The sequence below is a fragment of the Paenibacillus validus NBRC 15382 genome, assembly GCF_004000985.1.
Lineage (GTDB): Bacteria > Bacillota > Bacilli > Paenibacillales > NBRC-103111 > Paenibacillus_G > Paenibacillus_G validus.
This window is the reverse complement of sequence record NZ_BIMH01000003.1, coordinates 22,998-39,948: the sequence shown is the minus strand read 5'-3', so window position 1 is coordinate 39,948 and position 16,951 is coordinate 22,998. Positions and strand designations below refer to the sequence as shown.

Below are 16,951 nucleotides of genomic sequence, written 5' to 3'. Positions count from 1 at the left end.
ATCGGCGGCAATTATAATGTTTTTCCGTATGAATCCGGATGAAACCGGTTTCTATGAAAATCAACGCGGTGAATGAAGAGTACCGGCTAATCGTGGTTTGTGAAACGGAAAAAGGAAATCCTGAATTTTCCATCACATCCCCTGAAAAACGGAGGAGGCCTGCGAACGGTTTAACACTCCCGTACCGTTGCGAACGCTATTACCGAGGAGGGATTCGCTTGACTATGAATAAAACACCGAACGGGCAGCCCGGCAAGGAAGACCTGCCATTCGAATATGAGAGGCATCCGGATTCAACCTATTTTCACGAGACGAGACGACCGTCGCACCCGTACGCCCCGCTTCCGATCCGCAGCCAAACCTACCGGAAGCCGTGGTACCGGCATGGCTGGCTGTGGCTGCTTGTCGCTTTGCTGGGGATCGCAGGGGTCGTCGCCGCCCTGTGGGCGGTGGCCGGGAGCATGGACGGCGTCGGCCGTGCCGTGCAGGAGCAAACAGGGGCACTGCGCGAGCAAACCGGCGTACTGGCTTCGGCAGGCGACGAGCTGAAGCGGCTGACCAACAGCGTCAACCGACTGACGGATACGATTGAAGAAGCAATTCGGAATCTGCGGTCTGCTATGTAAGGCCAGAAACCGCCGGGAGCACCGGCGGTTTCGTAGGTGTGGGCGGGAAGCCGCCGGTCAGGGGCTGGATGCGTGGATCCGGGGGTTGCGAGCATGAGACGGCATTGCCGCATTGCATTGACACCAGGATGAAGCATCGGCTACGATAGCCTGAAACGGAGGGGAGCCTATTCATGACGATTGAACGATTGATCGCTCGCGTTCAAGAGACGCACGGGCGGCTGCGCAAAGATATGCTGCAGCGGGTATTCGACGAATTTGACGGACAGTTGATGCAAATAGGAGAGGCGGGGCGCCGGCAAAAGTACGCCAAAATGGCGGGCAGCGCCTTTTCTTTTTTTCGCGGCAGCGCTTACCTGTTTTATTTCGATACGACCCGGGAGTGGTTCCCTTATCATACGCCCGCCGATCGTCCGACATGGATACAAGGCGACCTGCATTTTGAAAATTTCGGCGTATTCCGCAGCGAGCACGGCCGGTTTGTTTACGATGTGAACGATTTTGACGAAGGGTACCGGGGCTCGTACCTGTACGATATATTGCGGATGTCCGTGAGCATCTCGCTCGTATGCCGGATGAAGGGGTTGACGCCCGCAGAGGAGCACGAAGCGATTGTCCGTTATGCGGGCGCATACGACAAGCAGATTCGGCGGTTTGCCAAACGGAAGGAAGATCCGCGTACGCTCGTTTTCGATAAGGAGCATACGCATGGCCCGATTCGCAAGCTGTTGAAAAAGTCGGAAAAGCGGGCGGCCTCGCAATTTCTGGAGGGCATTACGACATTGACGCGTTCCGCCCGCCGCTTCACGAAATCCGCGGAGCTTGTGGCTCCGACCGCGGAGGAGCGCCGGATGCTGGAGTCGGCTTGGCCCGGCTACCTGCAGACGCTCAGCGAGCAAGCCAAGCGGCCGGATGGCTACTACGCGATCAAGGATGTGGCGCTTAAGCATGGCTCCGGGACAGCTTCCATCGGGCTCGACCGGTACTACGTGTTGATCGAAGGGGAAGGCGGCGAGCATGCTCCAGACGATCACGTCATCGAGGTGAAGGAAGTGCGCACACCGGTCCCGGCTTATTTTCTGCCGTATCATGAGGCGTTCTGGGCTTATTTCGGCCATCAGGGCAAGCGGGTGACGATGACGCAGCAGGCGATGCACCATGAAGCCGATCCGTTCCTCGGGTATATGACGATGAACGACAGGCACTTCTACGCGCGCGAGCGATCGCCGTATAAGAAGAAGCTGAAGGCTGAGAAGCTGGTTAACGCCGACGAGCTGTTCGATGTGCTGGACTGCATGGGGCGGATCACCGCGAAGCTGCACGCCCGGGCGGACGCGGATGTGGACCATGGGCTGATGCGTTATCACAGCGAGGACGAGATCGCGGCTGCGATCGGGAACGATGTGGAGGCGTTCTGCGATTATGCGGCCGACTGGTCGATGGCTTACGCGCATCAAGTGGAAGCCGATTATCGCTTGTTCGCGGAATGGGCGCAGGAGCGGACGGCGGTGTATGCCGCGCAGGAGTAAGGCGGTGCGGGGCGAGGGCGGGGGGATGATGTAAGCCGCACAAGTGGAGGGACGATGACGCGTGGTCATAGCGGAACGGCTGTACGCGATTTGAAAGTATCCATGAGCCTTCTGCCGCCCTTCAGCGGGGCCGCTGCGCAACCGGAGAAGGACCGTCCGCGGGCAGGTGTCCGGACGGTCCTAGATCATCGTTATTGTTGCTGCCGCAGCCTTTCCAGTATGCGCCGCTTGCGGTACAGCATCGTGGCCGCCTCTGCGACGTCCTGCAGGGTGCTGCGGTTGAGCACCGCGCCGAACAGCATGCCCGCGATCGGAACGAGCTGGAACAGCTTCTTCCAGCCGAAGTTGTCACGGTAGGCGGCGACCACCTCGCGCCAGCCCTGCAGCTGCGAGAGCGATTCGGGCTTGCGGCTTTCGTTGCCGTAGTCGGCAAGCTCCTCGAGCACCGCTTTTTTGCCGACGATGTCGGCGGAAGCGAACTGCAAGCATTTGATGACGAAAACGCGCTCCGGTTTCTCCTTCGGATCATAGCCGTATACCATGGCTACTTCCTGGATGGTCTTGAGCGACAGCCCGAGGATGGCGGGAATATCGATGGCAAGCGTGAACAGGCCGCCGAAGCCGGTAGTCGCGCCCTGCGCGGTCGCCAGCTTTATGCGGTTGTGCGTGAGGCTCGCCGCGGCGCGGTTCATGACCGCAAGCGGCAGGCCGGGAACGTCCGCGAGCGTGAGCGGCGCTTCCTTCGCCTCTCCGCGAGCCTCATCGGATGCTGCAAGCTCTTCCTGAAGCCGGCTCAGAACCCCGCTCTCCGACACGAGATACCGGCCTCCGCTCTGCACGTAGCTGCCGACTTCGTCCATCGCCTGGGCCAGTTTCTTCTGGATGGCTTGGGGCGTTAAGCGGTCGAGCAGCTGAAAGGGCAAGCGCCCGATTTTTTCCCAAAACCACAGGTCTTTCTGGCTCTTCTCCCAAGTCGCGATATCGTTCAGCATGGCGATCAGCGCTTCTCGGGATTCCGGGGTATGCGGGTAGGGCTGGATCGGATCGGTCGTCATGATACATACACACTCCTTTGCTTACCAGAGTACTACGAAATAGCGCGGAGCCGGATGCGCTGAACATGGAATCGGTCCCAAGCGTCGATATGAGCAGGAAGAAGTTATGACGCGACGGATGAATTCGGCTAATTACGGCGGTCCCGTTACCGGAGGGCGGGCCCTTGGAAAGGAGCGAAACGATGATACGAATCGGACTTGCAGGCTGGGGCGACCATGACGTGCTGTACGAACAGGGCGCCGCAGCGCTGGATAAGCTAAAAGTATACAGCCGCTATTTCCGGACCGTCGAAGTGGACAGCTCGTTCTATGCGGTTCAATCGCCGGACCAGTTTGCGCGCTGGGTCGGCGATACGCCTCCCGACTTCACGTTCGTTATCAAGGCGTATCAAGGAATGACGGGACACGCGAGGGGCAGCATCCCTTACCCGGACGCGGCATCGATGTTCCGCGCCTTCTGCGAATCGATAAGACCGGTGGTCGAAGCGGGTAAGCTGACCTGCGTGATGTTCCAGTATCCCCCGTGGTTTGATTGTACGCGAACGAACGTAGAGCTGCTCCGGCAAGCGAAAAGACTGATGGGCGATCTCCCGCTGGCGCTGGAGTTCCGCCATCAAAGCTGGTTTACGGCGGACATGCGCGAGAAGACGCTTGCCTTCATGAAGAAGGAAGGCTGGGTCCATAGTATTTGCGACGAGCCTCAAGCCGGCGTGGGGTCCATCCCGACGGTGCTGCAGCCGACCGACGACGCGCTGACGATCGTTCGGATGCACGGCCGGAACGCGGCCAACTGGAATCAGGGCGGCGGTCCAAACTGGCGGGAAGTGCGGTATTTGTACCGTTACAGCGAGTCCGAGCTGCTTGAGTGGAAGGCGCATCTGACCGGTCTGCAGCAGCAGACGAAGGAAATTTGCGTCATCTTCAACAACAATTCCGGCGGAGACGCCGCGCATAATGCGTTGGAGTTGATGCGGCTGCTCGGCATGCCGACCGAGCCGCTTGCGCCGCGCCAGCTCGATTTGTTTTAGGTGTGCCCGTGCATGTCAATGAGCGAGCGACTTCCATAGACGCCCAATAACCTGGCCCATGGCCAGGCTATTGGGCATGCCGCCGTCTTAAGGATGCGATTCTTTGGTGGAGATCCGAATGAGCTTGTCGCTTTTCGGGTTGTAGCGAACGGTGACGTAGAGGGAGAACGGCTCTTCGTTTTGTTGCACCCACAGTTTGAATTGCTGCTCCGCGGCGTAAGGCGACAGTTCTTTGAGGCCGATGTACCGGTAATCGAGTACGCGATATTGCCGCTTCTGAGCCTCCTGAACGGCCAAGCGGCTCCACTTCGCATAGGACGGCTCCTGGCTTACGGATACGGACGACGGCAAGAAAGGTTCAAGTATGCGGGTCGCCTCGGCCCGCTCCGGAACAAGGATAGCGGCCATGAGCAAAGCCAGCAGGGACAGACGGGTAGATTTCATAGGATGCACCTCCACTTCTATTTTTTAATACTTGATCCGAATCCATGCGCGAGGAGCTGGATACTTCTTTGCAAGCGTGGATGTGAAGGTATATCTTGACAGGGAAGCCATATCCTCTTATCATAATATATGAATACATGCTCATATGTAGTGGTAATGATTCTGCATATGCTGTGACCAGAAGCTACGGAGCAAGGGAGGCTGATCTTATGGGCAATGAGCATTCTCCTCGGTCCGGAGGGACGAGCGGCAAAACGAACGACGCGTGCCGGCAGGAGGAAGACGCTAACGGGAAACACCGTCACGATCCGGAAGGCCATCATACAAACGATCAAGCGTGTAAACACGATCAGGATCACGAACACAACCATGAACACAAGCATGAACACAACAACGATCACGCACACAATCACGACCATCGGCACGAGAAAAGTCACGCTCACGGGCATGCCCACGGCGGCGGCCATCACCACGGTCACCACCACGGTATCGGCGGCCACCATGACCACGGGCGCGAAGGCAATAAGCAAGGGTTGACCATCGCGCTGATAATTACGGCGGGCATTATGCTGCTGGAGTTTTTCGGCGGCTTGTGGACGGGCAGCTTGGCGCTATTGTCCGATTCGGGGCATATGTTGAGCGACGCGAGCTCGCTTGTCTTAAGCTTGATCGCTATCGGCTTCGCGGCCAAGCCGGCTTCCCCGGCGAAGACATTCGGCTTTTATCGCTTTGAAATTTTGGCGGCGCTGTTCAACGGGGTAACCTTGTTCGTCATTGCCGGCATTATTATGTGGGAAGCGTACGAACGCCTCCTCGATCCGCCCCAGGTCGCCAGCGGCACGATGATGGGCATCGCCGCGATCGGCCTCCTCGCCAATTTACTAAGCGCCCTGGCGCTGATGCGCAAGGGAAACGTGCACGAGAATGTGAACTTGCGCAGCGCCTATCTGCACATTCTCGGCGATGCGCTCGGGTCGGTCGGAGCGATCGTCGCCGGGCTCGTGATGTGGGCGTTCGGCTGGTACGCGGCCGATCCGATCATCAGCGTTGTCGTCGCGCTGCTCATTTTGAAAGGCGCCTGGGGCGTCATCAACCAAACGGTGCACATCTTGATGGAGGGTACGCCCTCGCGGATCCGTTTGCCGGACGTTCAGCAGACGCTGCAAGGCATTGCCGGCGTTATCGACGTCCATGACCTGCACGTCTGGACGATTACTTCTGGGCTCGATTCGTTGAGCTGCCATATGGTCGTCGAGGATCAGGCGGACGGCCAGCATATTCTGCAGCAGGCCATACAACTCATTGAGCAGCGGTTCGGCATCGGGCATGCGACGATTCAGATTGAAAACTCGACCATTCGACACGAAGAGTTGAAGGTATAACGCAGCGTAGAAGAAGGAGCGGTCATGCATGAATAAGTCGGTGGATGTGGCTGTCATTGGAGCAGGTCAAGCTGGACTTGCAGTTGCCTATTATTTGAAAAAAAGGGGTATATCGTTCCTTTGCATCGATCGTAACGAAGCGGTCGGCGATGCGTGGCGGCATCGGTATGATTCGCTCGTGCTGTTTACGCCGCGATGGTACAGCGCCCTGCCGGGACGAAGCTTGGAGGGGGACCCGAACGGTTACCCTTCGAAGGACGAGATCGCCGATTATTTGCAGGCGTATGTGACGGACTTCGACCTTCCGGTTCAGCTTGGCACCTCCGTACAAGCGCTTGAGACCGCCGGCGCCCGCTATCAGATCCGTACCGATCAAGGCATAATTACCGCCAATCAGGTGGTTGTGGCGACGGGGCCCTTTCAACGACCTGCCGTGCCGCCGCTGGCGGGCGGACTGTCCGCCTCGGTTGTGCAGCTGCATTCCAGCGTCTACCGGCGTCCGGAGCAGCTGCAGCCCGGGCCGGCGCTGGTTGTCGGCGGAGGCAACTCCGGGGCCCAAATTGCCGTGGAGCTCGCAGCATCCGGACGAGAAGTCGCATTCTCTGCGGCGCACGCGCTCAAGTTTATACCGCTTGATGTGCTCGGCCGAAGCGTATTCGGCTGGATGGACGCCCTCGGCATTCTGGGAGCACCGCGGGACTCGAGGATCGGGAACTGGCTTCGGAAGCGGAAGGATCCCATATTCGGCCGAGAGCTTGCCCGCTGTCTCAAGCGAGGGAACGTGCGCTTAATGCCTCGAACCGTCAGCGCCGAAGGCGACATCATCCGGTTCGAGGACGGATCGGAGCAGCGCGCGGCGAACGTGGTCTGGGCGACGGGCTTTCGGCCGGACTTCGCCTGGATCCTCATCCCGGGTGCCGTGGATGCGCAGGGGCTTCCGGTACATAAGCGAGGGATCGGCGCCCATCCGGGACTGTACTATGTCGGGCTGCCCTGGCAGCATTCCCGCGGCTCCGCACTGGTGGGCGGGGTGGGAGAAGATGCGGAATTTGTCGTGGAACGCATATGCATCTAGCGCAGATTGTTCCATAGCTCGCATAAAACACCGCCAATTGTCCCACATTAACAGCGATTAATGTGGAAAGGAGGCGTGTGAGATGTCCAGATACGATTCCAGCTTACAATCGCAAAATCCGATTTCCCAAGCGCAAAATTCAGTGGAGAAAGCTCACCATGCCGTCACGCAAGCCCAGTCCCATCCGACCGCGCAGATGATCGAGCAGGCCGAGACGGCTGTCGACAAAGCGCAGCGCTCCATTGCGCAAGCCGTCGGCCATGAGCACGCAGAGCAGCCGATGCAGCTGGCGCAAGAGTCGCTCGCAGAGGACCAAGCGGCGCTCCAAAGCGTGAAGCCTTCGCAATCCTGAGGCTTCGGCGTACCGTCGCCGACATCGACCAAGAGACCGCCGCCGCGGCTTTGCGCCGCGGCGGCTTTTTGTCAGGACAAGGCGAACCAACGGTCTTTGGTCTTATCGCGAGGCCCCCTCCGAAATGTTGGTTGCGCTTACAACCTTGTTCGACAAAGGGGCTTGGGCGTTAACCGATGGGCCATACACCGATTTCATACTGCCGCCGATTTCGCACGTATGATACAATGAGCAGGAACGATATTCGTGTAACGGCGCCAGGCGGATTGGCGGGAAAGGAAGACGCGTACGCTTATGAAGGAGGGCAAACGCATACGTGCGGGAGAACAGGACAACCGGATGCAGCATGCGGCCTTGATCGAGTGCATTGAGCAGGAGCTGCTCCCCGGGCTGCGCATTGCGAGCGAGCGGGAGCATGAACCGGTCACCGTGTATGAGGTGCCCGGACCTTGGCGGACGCTTGGCGTCGGTAATTACGCGGCTGTGCTGCTGCATCCGGCTTGGCCCGATTGGGTAGTGAAAGTATATGCGCCGGGGCGTCCGGGGCTGGAAGAGGAAGCGGAAGTGTACCGGCGGCTGGGCCGGCATCCGGCGTACTCGGAATGCCTGCATGCGGGGGCCGGGTATCTGGTGCTGCGCCGGTTGACGGGCATCACCTTGTATAACTGCATGCGCCGGGGGATCCCGATTCCAAGACAAGTGATCGAGGATATCGACGAAGCGTTGAAATATGCGCGCAAGCAAGGGCTGAATCCCCACGATGTACATGGGAAAAATGTGATGCAGCAGGACGGCCGGGGGAAAGTGGTCGACGTTTCGGATTTTTTGAAAGAAGAGCCGTGCGAGATGTGGGACGATCTGAAGCGCGCCTACTATCGCTTTTATTTTCCTTGGGTGCGGCGTGTGGAGTTTCCCGATTTTTTGTTGAATTCGGTTCGCAAAGGATACCGCGTCTGGAAAAAGTGTAAGCGCACAGTCTGCCGCAAAGGGTGAAACCAACTTTTGGGTGGCTCGTATGAACGTTTAAGGTTGGCCATCGGCAGTCCATGCGGCAGCCGTTCGATATATACGATGAGGAGGCTTTGCTCGATGTCTTTTTTTAAGAAAATGCTGGCAAGCGTAGGAATTGGATCCGCCAAGGTGGATACGGAACTGGATTCGTCGCAGGTGAGTGTGGGCGGTGCAATCAGCGGGGTCGTTCGCGTACAGGGCGGGAGCACGGAGCAGCAGGTCGACCGTATTTATTTGTATATCAAAACAAGCTACGTCAAAGAGGAAAACGACCATAAAGTTACACGGGAAGCCGAAATCGGCAAGTTTCTGCTGACGGACGCGTTCCTGCTGCGGCCGGATGAGCGCAAAGAAATTCCGTTCAGCTTCCGCTTGCCGGAGCAAACCCCGGTTACGCTGCGCAACGCGCCGGTATGGGTCGAAACCGGATTGGATATCGAGATGGCTGTCAACCCGACCGACCGCGATTATATTCAAGTGACGCCGAGCCAGGAGATGCAAACGGTACTGGACGCGCTGGATGTACTCGGCTTCCGCTTGCGCGAGGTGGAGAACGAATATGCGCCGCGCCTCGGCGGAAGACTGCCGTTCGTGCAGGAGTTCGAATTCGTGCCGACGACGCATTTCCGCGGGAAGCTTGATGAGCTGGAGGTGCTCTTCTTCCCGAAAGGCGGCGACTTGGAGCTGTTCCTCCAAATCGACCGCCGGGCAAGAGGCTTACGCGGCATGTTTGCCGAAGAGCTGGGGCTGGATGAGAGCTTCGTCCGCTTGACGATTCCGGGCAGCGAGCTGCGTTACGGTGCGCAAACGGTCGCGTCTAAATTGAAAGAATTGATCTCTCGATACAGCTAGGGGACACCGAAACTTAACCGACCCGCCTGCATGAAGGCAGGCAGGCCGCGAAACAAGTCCGTCTGCGGAAGCAGGCGGACTTTTTGCAAGAGGGACGGGATGCCTCCGACCGGAATTTGAATGTCAGGGTTTGCATACGGCAGACTCACCAGCAGGCAACGAAATAAGCTGACGAGGGGACTGTTGTACCGTGAAGTTTTCGAAGGAAGGGCATCCGGGGTATAATGAGTAACGACGAACATCCGGAAATGGAGATAACGACAGCCTATGCAGGAGCTTTATGAGATTGTTGACCGTCTGGTCAGAGAAAACACGCTAATTCAAGCGACATTGAGCCAGCCCCGCCGCAACGAGCCGGACGGCTGCTCGAAGGTGACGGTGAAGCCCGTCATGCTGAAGGGGGAGCTGCATTACCAGTTCAGCGCCTTCTTCGGGCCGAAGGTGAAGCACGAGAACGTATCCCCGGCGGAAACGACCGGCAAGCTCGTCCAGTGGCTGACGGACGACTTCAGGCAAGGGCTGCTGCAAGCGGTCGAGGCGGATTATCAGGCGCTGCTCAGCAAGAAGGGCAAGCTGGCCGTGCTGCGCAAGCCGCCGACCAAGAAGGCCGATACGGCAAGGCCGCCGGAGCATAATCGCAAGAAAAACTACGTGCTCGAAGAGGGAACGCAGATCCCGTTTCTCGTGGAGCTCGGCATTATGAACGCCGAAGGCAAGGTGCTGGCCAAGAAATACGACAAGTTCCGGCAGATCAACCGGTTTCTCGAGATGATCGCCGACGTGCTGCCTCATCTGCCGCAAGGACGAACCTTGAACATCATCGATTTCGGCTGCGGCAAATCGTATTTGACGTTCGCGCTGTACCACTTCCTGCACGAGATGCGGGGAATGGATTTGCGCATCGTCGGCCTGGATCTGAAAGAGGATGTAATCGCGTTCTGCGGCGCATTGGCGGACAAGCTCGGCTTCGACCGGCTCCGCTTCCTGGTGGGCGATATCGCCCAATATGACGAGCTGCGTCAAGTCGATATGGTCGTTACGCTGCATGCGTGCGATACGGCGACCGATGCCGCGCTCGACAAGGCGGTCCGCTGGGGAGCGTCCGTTATTTTGTCGGTACCCTGCTGCCAGCACGAGCTGTTCCGTCAAGTCAAGAGCGAGGCTCTCGCGCCGCTGCTGCAGCACGGCATCCTGAAGGAGCGTTTCGCTGCGCTGGCGACCGATGCGATGCGCGCCAAGCTGCTGGAGCTGGCCGGTTATAAGACGCAGCTGCTGGAGTTCATCGATCTGGAGCACACGCCCAAAAATTTGCTCATCCGCGCCGTCAAGAACGCCGCCGCGCTCTCGCCGGACGAAGGGGCAAAGCTGGCGGCGGAGTATGCCGGTTTTCGGGATTTTCTGCATGCCGATCCGTATTTGGAGCGCGCTTTGGCGTCGGAGCTGCCTGCGTTGACTAGAAATTCCGGACAAGACGGAGCTTTGTAGGCAAGCAGGCGAGGGGATCTTATTCGTCGACTTTGCGGTTACACATCCAAAGTTTGCGGCGAATAGCGAGCGCTCCGCATGCAGGGGAATTTCATACGGTTGGCCGGAGCCTTGGCGGCTCCTTTTTATTGCGGCGGGCGAAGAAAAGCAGCGGGGTGACCGACGTAAATATGCTACAATGAGGCTGTTGCTTAAAGTGGGAAGAGGTGCTATGGCGTGGGATACGTGCTGCTGCTGCTCGCGACGCTGTCGTGGAGCTTCGTCGGTATACTGGTAAAGACGGCCTCGATGATGCTGGATAGCATGACGATTACGTTCATGCGGTTCGCGTTGGGCGTTGTGTTCCTGGGCGGATTTCTGTGGATCAAAAGGCATCCAATCAAAATTCGTTTCGATATGAAGTGGATTTGGCTGGGGGCGGCGGGGAAGTGCTGCAATTATTTTTTTGAAAATATCGCGTTATCTATCGGGTATTCTTACGGAAATATTTTGGTGACGCCGATACAAACCATCATTCTGCTGGTCGTTTCCGCCGTTTGGCTAAAAGAGAAACTGACGGTCCGGGCTTGGGCGGCAGCGCTTCTGTGTATTGCCGGAGTGCTCCTGATCAGCTGGAACGGGCTGCCGCTCGCGCTTCTGCTGCAGGGAGGGGCGTGGACGACGGTGCTTTACGCGATTTCGGGCTTGGGAACGGCGTTTCACGTGTTAAGCCAGCGGATGCTGATCAAGGAGATGGATGCGGGCAACATGAACTTCTCGGTGTTTCTCTGGTGCTCGCTGCTGATGGCGCTTCCGCTTCCGTTCCAGGCATCCTTAACGGGCCCGGTCGGCTTGTACCCCATCTTGGCGCTGGCCTTGCTCGGGGTTATTACGGGCCTCAGCTTTTACTGGTTCTCGCAGGCGCTCCGCGTAGTCTCTTTCCCGGTAGCCGTCATCATTAGCAATTGCGGCGTATTGTTTTCGATCTTATGGTCGTATTTATTTTTTCGGGAGCCGATTACGGAGTACATATTGGGCGGCGCTGCGATTTTTGTAGTCGGGCTGCTGGTGCTGAACTTACCGATGCGGCCGGCTAAAGTGCGTCAAGCGGGCGGGCTGGAAGCATCGGATGGAGGATAGGCTTGATGCCGGTTGAAACTCGGATGAAAGTCTGTTGAAATCTGTTGAAAGTCCGATGGAAGGAGGGGATTCGGGTGAAGGATTGCGGAGACGGCGAAGCGGAGAGCGGGGTCGGGAAACTGTCACCGGCACGCGGCGAAGCCGGGAGCGGGCAGCCGCGGCAAGGCCCCGCCGGGGACGAGCCCGGAGCCATGGACCGGACGCATGCCCAGTTGGGGAGCCCCCGCCTTACCGGGCTGGCGCCCTTCGCCGACGACGCGTCGAGTCTCCTGATCCTTGGCTCGATGCCTGGCGAAGCTTCGCTGCTGGCAGGCCAGTATTACGGGCATCCGCGCAATCATTTTTGGCGGCTCTTGTATGCGCTGCTGGACGGCGGTGAGCCGGATGCGGACTATAAAGCGCGCGTACAGTTCGCGCTATCGCGCGGCGTGGCGCTGTGGGACGTGCTGCGCACCTGCGAGCGCGAGGGCAGTCTGGACGCGGCGATCCGCCGGCCGGAAGCGAACGATTTCGCCGCGATGTTCGGGATGCATCCGCGCATCCGGCATGTGTTTTTTAACGGCAGCGCGGCGGCCGAGCTGTTCCGGCGGCATGTCCGCCCGAAGCTGCCGGCCGGCGACGGCAGGACGTACCGGACGCTGCCGTCGTCCAGCCCGGCCCGGGCGATGAGCTTCGAAGCGAAGCGAGATGCCTGGCAGCCGGTGCGGGACGCCTGGCTGGAGCTCGGGCGCCCCGGCGGCAGCCGGCGGTGAGCCGGCAGCCTGAAGGCGGCCGCGCAGCCAGCGGGCCATGCCGCCGAGGCCGGCAAGCACGGCGAACAACCGCAAGACGCCATGCCCCGAGGGGCGGCGTTTTGCGGTTGTTTTCGGTGCAGCCGTCAGGACGGCCGGGTGCGGTTATTTCTTTTCCTTTTGCGTCGCGCCGGGTAAATTTTTCGTGGTTTTCACATTTTCTACGGTATCGTTGACGAACTCCAGATCTTGATTCTCGGCGGACATGGAAGCGGTGCCCTCGTAGTTGCCTTGATGCTTCTTGTTCTCGGACATGGCGTGATCCTCCTTTCTCCCCATAGGATCGGTCTTCGATTATTAACGTGCGCAGCCTGCTTGCAAAATATGCTTCCTGACTGCGGGCAAAGGCGGGGCGGGCCGCGGCTCGGAGGCGAATGCCGGATGCCTGGCATGGTATACTAAACCAAAAAGATCCCCAACGCTCGAAACCCGAGGAGGATGATGGCGATGGCCAAGCAAAACGTGAAGGTGCCTTTCGGTTACGAACCCCCGAAGTCGCGGGAATCGGAGCGCGGCAGCTTGTGGGTGTACGACAGCTTCGCGGACTATTCGCTGCAGGAGCTGCAGCCGCTTCTTCGGTTGGCCGAAGAACGGAGCATCGCGAAGCTGGTGTTTTATCCGCTGCATGAAGAGACCGTGCGCCGCATGGAGAAAGAGCCGGTCGAGCCTTACTACCGGCGTGTGGACGCGCTGGAAGCTTTGCTGGATGAGGCTGAATCGGGCGTGGATTGGACGATTGAGCGGTTCGAAGGCAAGCGGAAGAAATATACGCCGATGGACACGGCCTTCCGGTTTCTGGAGGAAAAGTACGCCTCCCCGTACTTCGTGTATGTGAGCGCAGCGATGGCCGGCAGGCTGGCCGGTTACGAGAGCTTCGAGCCGTGGATCAAAAAAGTGCGCATGTTCATAGCCGGTGGCAGCGGCGAATTTTACTCGGCCCATCCGATGCTGCAGAAGCACTCGAACCGGTGGGAGCGGGTGTAGAAGGCGGCGGGGGACGGGCTAAGCGGCGGCCCGTTTGTCTGCGCCGGGGACGCTTGCACAGAAAGTGGAGGGATGGCGCTTGATCGGGCGAGGGGGAAGGCGTCCTGCGGAGAGAATGGAACGATGTTGCCTTATTCGAACGATGTTCGGATGACAGGCCGGAAGAAGATGTGAATAGCGAGCTATAGTTTCGCTATTTGCGGAATAGGCTCGCTGACGGAGTCAAGCCAAGCTGGCGACAAATACGAGAGCCCGCCCGGGAGTCACCGGGCGGGCTCATTCGGGTAGGCGGTGGCGGGAATTAATCGTCGGGCGTACGGTCCACGAACAGCCTGGTGACCGGCGTTGACTCCCCCTGCCGCACCTCTTGTTCCGTTGCCTTCTCCTCCAGCGGATCGTGCGTGTTCATGCCAGGGGCGACGGTAGGTTCATGCGGATGCGCCGCCGGGGCGTCGTCATGCGTCATGCCGTTCGCCTCCTTCCGCGTGTGCATAAGCGATAAGCGTAATCTCATCGCCGGTCAGCTCGGCGAGCTTCGATTCGGCTTGCCGAATGATACGAACGGCTTCGTCGGTTTGCGGCAGCGAAGCAACTTCGTATCGGTTCGTTTCGATTTTCATACGGGGCCTCCCTCGATTCGTTATTCCGTTCCACAGGGAACGCAAATAGGTTTCCCGCCGGGTGACGGGGGCATACCGAAAGCCCCTCGCCGTAAGGGTAAGGGGCTTTCGGTATGCGGGAGGAAGCGCGGCTTAATCGTCATCGTCGTCGTGCTTGCGGTTTTTTTTCTTGTCCTCTTTGCGGTCGTATTTATTCTCGAAAAACCTGTAGTCACGTTTATCCGGCTTTTCTATATCTTCCTCCGACTTTCTCTGTCTTTCACGCTCTTGATCCTCCGCTTGCTTGCGAGCCTGCTCGATGGCGCGCTGCACTTCTTCCGGTACGGGAAAATCTTTCACCGGCACCCCTTGCAAAGCGCGGGTCATCATTTCCTTGAACAGCGTCGCCGGCACGGCCCCTCCCGACGTCGTCAAGTAATGGTTGCGGTCGGTTTGGTCGTACCCGACCCAGACAGCGGCCGCCAATTCGGGTGTAAACCCGACAAACCATGCATCTTTGGCGCCGTTCTGGCCTACCGCGGCGAACTCCTGCGTCGCCGGCAGCTGGGTCGTTCCCGTCTTGCCGGCGGTTGGCCGCCCGTTCAGCAGCGCGGCCTGGCCTGTGCCGGACGTGACGGCTTCCTGCAGCAGCGTTCGCAGCGTATACGCATGGACCGGCGCGGTCACGTCCGTCCGCTGCGGGTGCGCCTCGATCACGGGCTTGCCGTCCTTGGTGGTGATGCGCGTGATGGCATGCGCTTCCTGCATGACGCCCTGGTTGGCGATGGCGGCGTAGGCCTGCGCCATCTGCAGCGGCGAGACGCCTTCGGACAGCCCGCCGAGCGCCAGGCTGAGATGCTTATCGGCAGCCGGCAGCGTGATGCCCGACCGTCTCAAATAATCGAGCCCGGTATTCAGGCCGATTTCGTTCAGCAGCCAGACGGCGGGAATGTTCCACGAGCGGGTGACGGCTTCGCGCAAGGACACTTCTCCGCGGGTTTGGCCGTCCCAGTCCCGCGGCCGGTAGCCGCCGATATCGAGCTCGCCGTCAAAGAGCATGGAGTCGGGCGTATAGCCGTGTTCCAGCGCGGGTCCGTACACGGCCAGCGGCTTGAACGTCGAGCCCGGCTGGCGCTTGAGCTCGGTGGCGCGGTTGAAGCCGCGGTACGTCTGCTCGCCCCGTCCGCCGATCACAGCCCGCACGGCGCCGCTGGCAGGCTCGAGCACAACGGCGGCCGCCTGGACGAGCTTCTGATCCGGGCTTGCCGGGAATAGCTCTTGCCGGGCGAATACGGCTTCCGCCGACTGCTGCACAGTGAGGTCCATCGTCGTATGGATGCGCAGCCCCATCGTCAGCAATTGCTGCTCGGTGAAGCCGTATTTCGTTTCCGCTTCATCCATCACATAATCGACGAACGCCGGAAATTTCCCCTTCAGCGATTCGCCGCTTTCCGCCTTCAGCCGGATCGGTTCGGCAACCGCTTGCCCGTAATCGGCCGCTTCGATCAGCTGCTGCTCTTTCATTAAGGACAATACGAGATTTCGTCGTGTCAATGCTTCCTCGGGATGCTTGACCGGTGAATACCGGGAAGGGGCTTTCGGAAGCCCGGCGAGCAGCGCGGCTTCGGCCAGCGTCACCTTGTTCACCGGCTTCCCGAAATAATGCTGGGCGGCCCCCTCGACGCCCCACTGTCCTTCACCGAAATAAATGCTGTTCAGATACAGCTCGAGAATCTCGTCCTTGCTGTAGGCGAAGTGTATTTTTATGGCGTAGCCGAGCTCTTTTATTTTACGGGTTAGCGTTTTGTCCGAGGACAAGAACATATTTTTGGCCAGCTGTTGGGTGATGGTGCTGCCGCCTTCGTCGAAAGAGCCGGATTGAAGATCGCGCATCAATGCGCGGGCGATCGATCGCAGATCGTAGCCGCGGTGCTCGTAGAAGCGCCGATCCTCGACCGCGACGATCGCGTGCTGCAAATGCTTCGGCATTTGCGCTAGCGGCACCGGCTCGATTTTGGACGACGAGAGCTCGGAAACCGGCTGGCCGCTTGCGTCGAGCACGAAGCTCGCTTCAGGCAGCGGATGCTCCAGCTTGCTGATATCGAGACCGCTGATCCAGGCCGAAGCGAGCCCCAGACCGAGCGCACCAAGCAGCAGGCCGAACAAGACCGCCCACAACCATGGCCGGTACCGTCTGCGTGGGGCGACAGGGATCGGATGGTATGGGCTGGCGAGCGGCCTCTGCCACCCGGCCATGGAAGCGTCGCCCGCCTCGGCCGGGCCGCTGTCGCGAGGCGCGCCCGCATCCGCCCGGGCCGCCTTGCCGCGCTGCGCCCCGGTTGCAGCCTCGGCCTGCGCCGCGGTACCGGCGTCCTTGTCACGGGCGGAGCGCCAGGTCGCCCGCATCGCTCGCGCCGGCGAGTCATTCCGCAATTGGCCCGTGTGGGGCGTTGAGTCGGGTTGCTGGGGTGGTTTCATAGATCTGCCCCCTATATGTGATGCGCCATACTGGCGTAAAATTGAACGGTTCCACGCACGTTTCAGGCGTCTGTTTAATGTATTCGCAAGCTTCGACACTTTTGTGCAGGTGGACGAACTGCAAAAAGAGCCCCCGAAACC

The 16,951-nt window shown here is 59.4% G+C and carries 18 protein-coding genes; 12 read left to right on the top strand and 6 right to left on the bottom strand.

The genetic code is table 11. The annotated features are described in order from the left end of the window. The first annotated feature begins 218 nt into the window (after nt 1–218). Both PVA01S_RS03160 and PVA01S_RS03155 read left to right on the top strand, forming a co-directional pair. Entirely contained in the window at nt 219–626 is a 408-nt protein-coding gene (locus PVA01S_RS03160) for a hypothetical protein (protein WP_127605118.1), read from the top strand. Between the two features lie 173 nt (nt 627–799). Beyond that, nucleotides 800–2,155: a DUF2252 domain-containing protein gene (locus PVA01S_RS03155; protein ID WP_127605116.1), complete on the top strand. Its 1,356-nt coding sequence runs from the start codon at nt 800–802 to the stop codon at nt 2,153–2,155. Between the two features lie 191 nt (nt 2,156–2,346). Here the strand turns inward: PVA01S_RS03155 and PVA01S_RS03150 are convergent, their stop codons facing one another. Next, a complete protein-coding gene (locus tag PVA01S_RS03150; RefSeq protein WP_164751721.1) occupies nt 2,347–3,210 on the bottom strand; it encodes an EcsC family protein in 864 nt (287 codons plus the stop codon). A gap of 182 nt (nt 3,211–3,392) precedes the next feature. On the opposite strand from PVA01S_RS03150, the gene PVA01S_RS03145 reads away from it, so the two are divergent. Beyond that, nucleotides 3,393–4,238, top strand: a complete 846-nt coding sequence (locus PVA01S_RS03145) for a DUF72 domain-containing protein (RefSeq protein ID WP_127605114.1) — start codon at nt 3,393–3,395, stop codon at nt 4,236–4,238. Nucleotides 4,239–4,325: 87 nt separating this feature from the next. Here the strand turns inward: PVA01S_RS03145 and PVA01S_RS03140 are convergent, their stop codons facing one another. Next, a complete protein-coding gene (locus PVA01S_RS03140) occupies nt 4,326–4,682 on the bottom strand; it encodes a DUF3889 domain-containing protein (protein WP_054798307.1) in 357 nt (118 codons plus the stop codon). Nucleotides 4,683–4,891: 209 nt separating this feature from the next. On the opposite strand from PVA01S_RS03140, the gene PVA01S_RS03135 reads away from it, so the two are divergent. The 8 genes from PVA01S_RS03135 (at nt 4,892) to PVA01S_RS03100 (ending at nt 12,710) form a co-directional block, all read left to right on the top strand. Further along, nucleotides 4,892–6,064, top strand: coding sequence for a cation diffusion facilitator family transporter (locus PVA01S_RS03135; RefSeq protein WP_127605112.1), 1,173 nt, complete (start codon nt 4,892–4,894; stop codon nt 6,062–6,064). Nucleotides 6,065–6,092: 28 nt separating this feature from the next. Beyond that, the gene (locus PVA01S_RS03130; RefSeq protein ID WP_127605110.1) at nt 6,093–7,139 is read left to right on the top strand and encodes a flavin-containing monooxygenase; all 1,047 of its coding nucleotides are present in this window, start codon (nt 6,093–6,095) and stop codon (nt 7,137–7,139) included. 82 nt (nt 7,140–7,221) lie between these two features. Continuing rightward, on the top strand, nt 7,222–7,491 hold the full coding sequence (locus tag PVA01S_RS03125) for a hypothetical protein (RefSeq protein ID WP_054798306.1): 270 nt from the start codon (nt 7,222–7,224) through the stop codon (nt 7,489–7,491). A 294-nt stretch (nt 7,492–7,785) separates the two neighbouring features. Then, complete coding sequence (locus PVA01S_RS03120; protein ID WP_373423860.1) at nt 7,786–8,484, top strand: serine/threonine protein kinase; 699 nt, start codon at nt 7,786–7,788, stop codon at nt 8,482–8,484. Between the two features lie 96 nt (nt 8,485–8,580). Next, the gene (locus PVA01S_RS03115; protein WP_127605108.1) at nt 8,581–9,354 is read left to right on the top strand and encodes a sporulation protein; all 774 of its coding nucleotides are present in this window, start codon (nt 8,581–8,583) and stop codon (nt 9,352–9,354) included. Nucleotides 9,355–9,621: 267 nt separating this feature from the next. Further along, nucleotides 9,622–10,839 carry a class I SAM-dependent methyltransferase gene (locus PVA01S_RS03110; protein ID WP_127605106.1) on the top strand — a complete coding sequence of 406 codons (1,218 nt, stop codon included), beginning with the start codon at nt 9,622–9,624 and terminating at the stop codon, nt 10,837–10,839. Nucleotides 10,840–11,055: 216 nt separating this feature from the next. Continuing rightward, complete coding sequence (locus PVA01S_RS03105; RefSeq protein WP_127605104.1) at nt 11,056–11,958, top strand: DMT family transporter; 903 nt, start codon at nt 11,056–11,058, stop codon at nt 11,956–11,958. Between the two features lie 74 nt (nt 11,959–12,032). Then, the gene (locus PVA01S_RS03100; RefSeq protein ID WP_244932884.1) at nt 12,033–12,710 is read left to right on the top strand and encodes a DNA-deoxyinosine glycosylase; all 678 of its coding nucleotides are present in this window, start codon (nt 12,033–12,035) and stop codon (nt 12,708–12,710) included. Between the two features lie 144 nt (nt 12,711–12,854). Here the strand turns inward: PVA01S_RS03100 and PVA01S_RS26440 are convergent, their stop codons facing one another. Next, entirely contained in the window at nt 12,855–13,004 is a 150-nt protein-coding gene (locus PVA01S_RS26440; protein WP_164751720.1) for a hypothetical protein, read from the bottom strand. Nucleotides 13,005–13,196: 192 nt separating this feature from the next. Here PVA01S_RS26440 and PVA01S_RS03095 point away from each other — a divergent pair, with 192 nt between their 5' ends. Beyond that, complete coding sequence (locus PVA01S_RS03095; RefSeq protein ID WP_127605102.1) at nt 13,197–13,733, top strand: hypothetical protein; 537 nt, start codon at nt 13,197–13,199, stop codon at nt 13,731–13,733. Between the two features lie 301 nt (nt 13,734–14,034). On the opposite strand, the gene PVA01S_RS26435 is transcribed toward PVA01S_RS03095, so the two are convergent. The 3 genes from PVA01S_RS26435 to PVA01S_RS03090 form a co-directional block, all read right to left on the bottom strand. Further along, nucleotides 14,035–14,199, bottom strand: a complete 165-nt coding sequence (locus PVA01S_RS26435) for a hypothetical protein (RefSeq protein ID WP_164751719.1) — start codon at nt 14,197–14,199, stop codon at nt 14,035–14,037. Then, nucleotides 14,189–14,353 carry a hypothetical protein gene (locus tag PVA01S_RS26430; RefSeq protein WP_164751718.1) on the bottom strand — a complete coding sequence of 55 codons (165 nt, stop codon included), beginning with the start codon at nt 14,351–14,353 and terminating at the stop codon, nt 14,189–14,191. Before PVA01S_RS26430 ends, PVA01S_RS26435 begins: the two co-directional genes overlap by 11 nt. 132 nt (nt 14,354–14,485) lie before the next feature. Beyond that, the gene (locus PVA01S_RS03090) at nt 14,486–16,810 is read right to left on the bottom strand and encodes a transglycosylase domain-containing protein (protein WP_244932883.1); all 2,325 of its coding nucleotides are present in this window, start codon (nt 16,808–16,810) and stop codon (nt 14,486–14,488) included. Nucleotides 16,811–16,951: the final 141 nt, after the last annotated feature.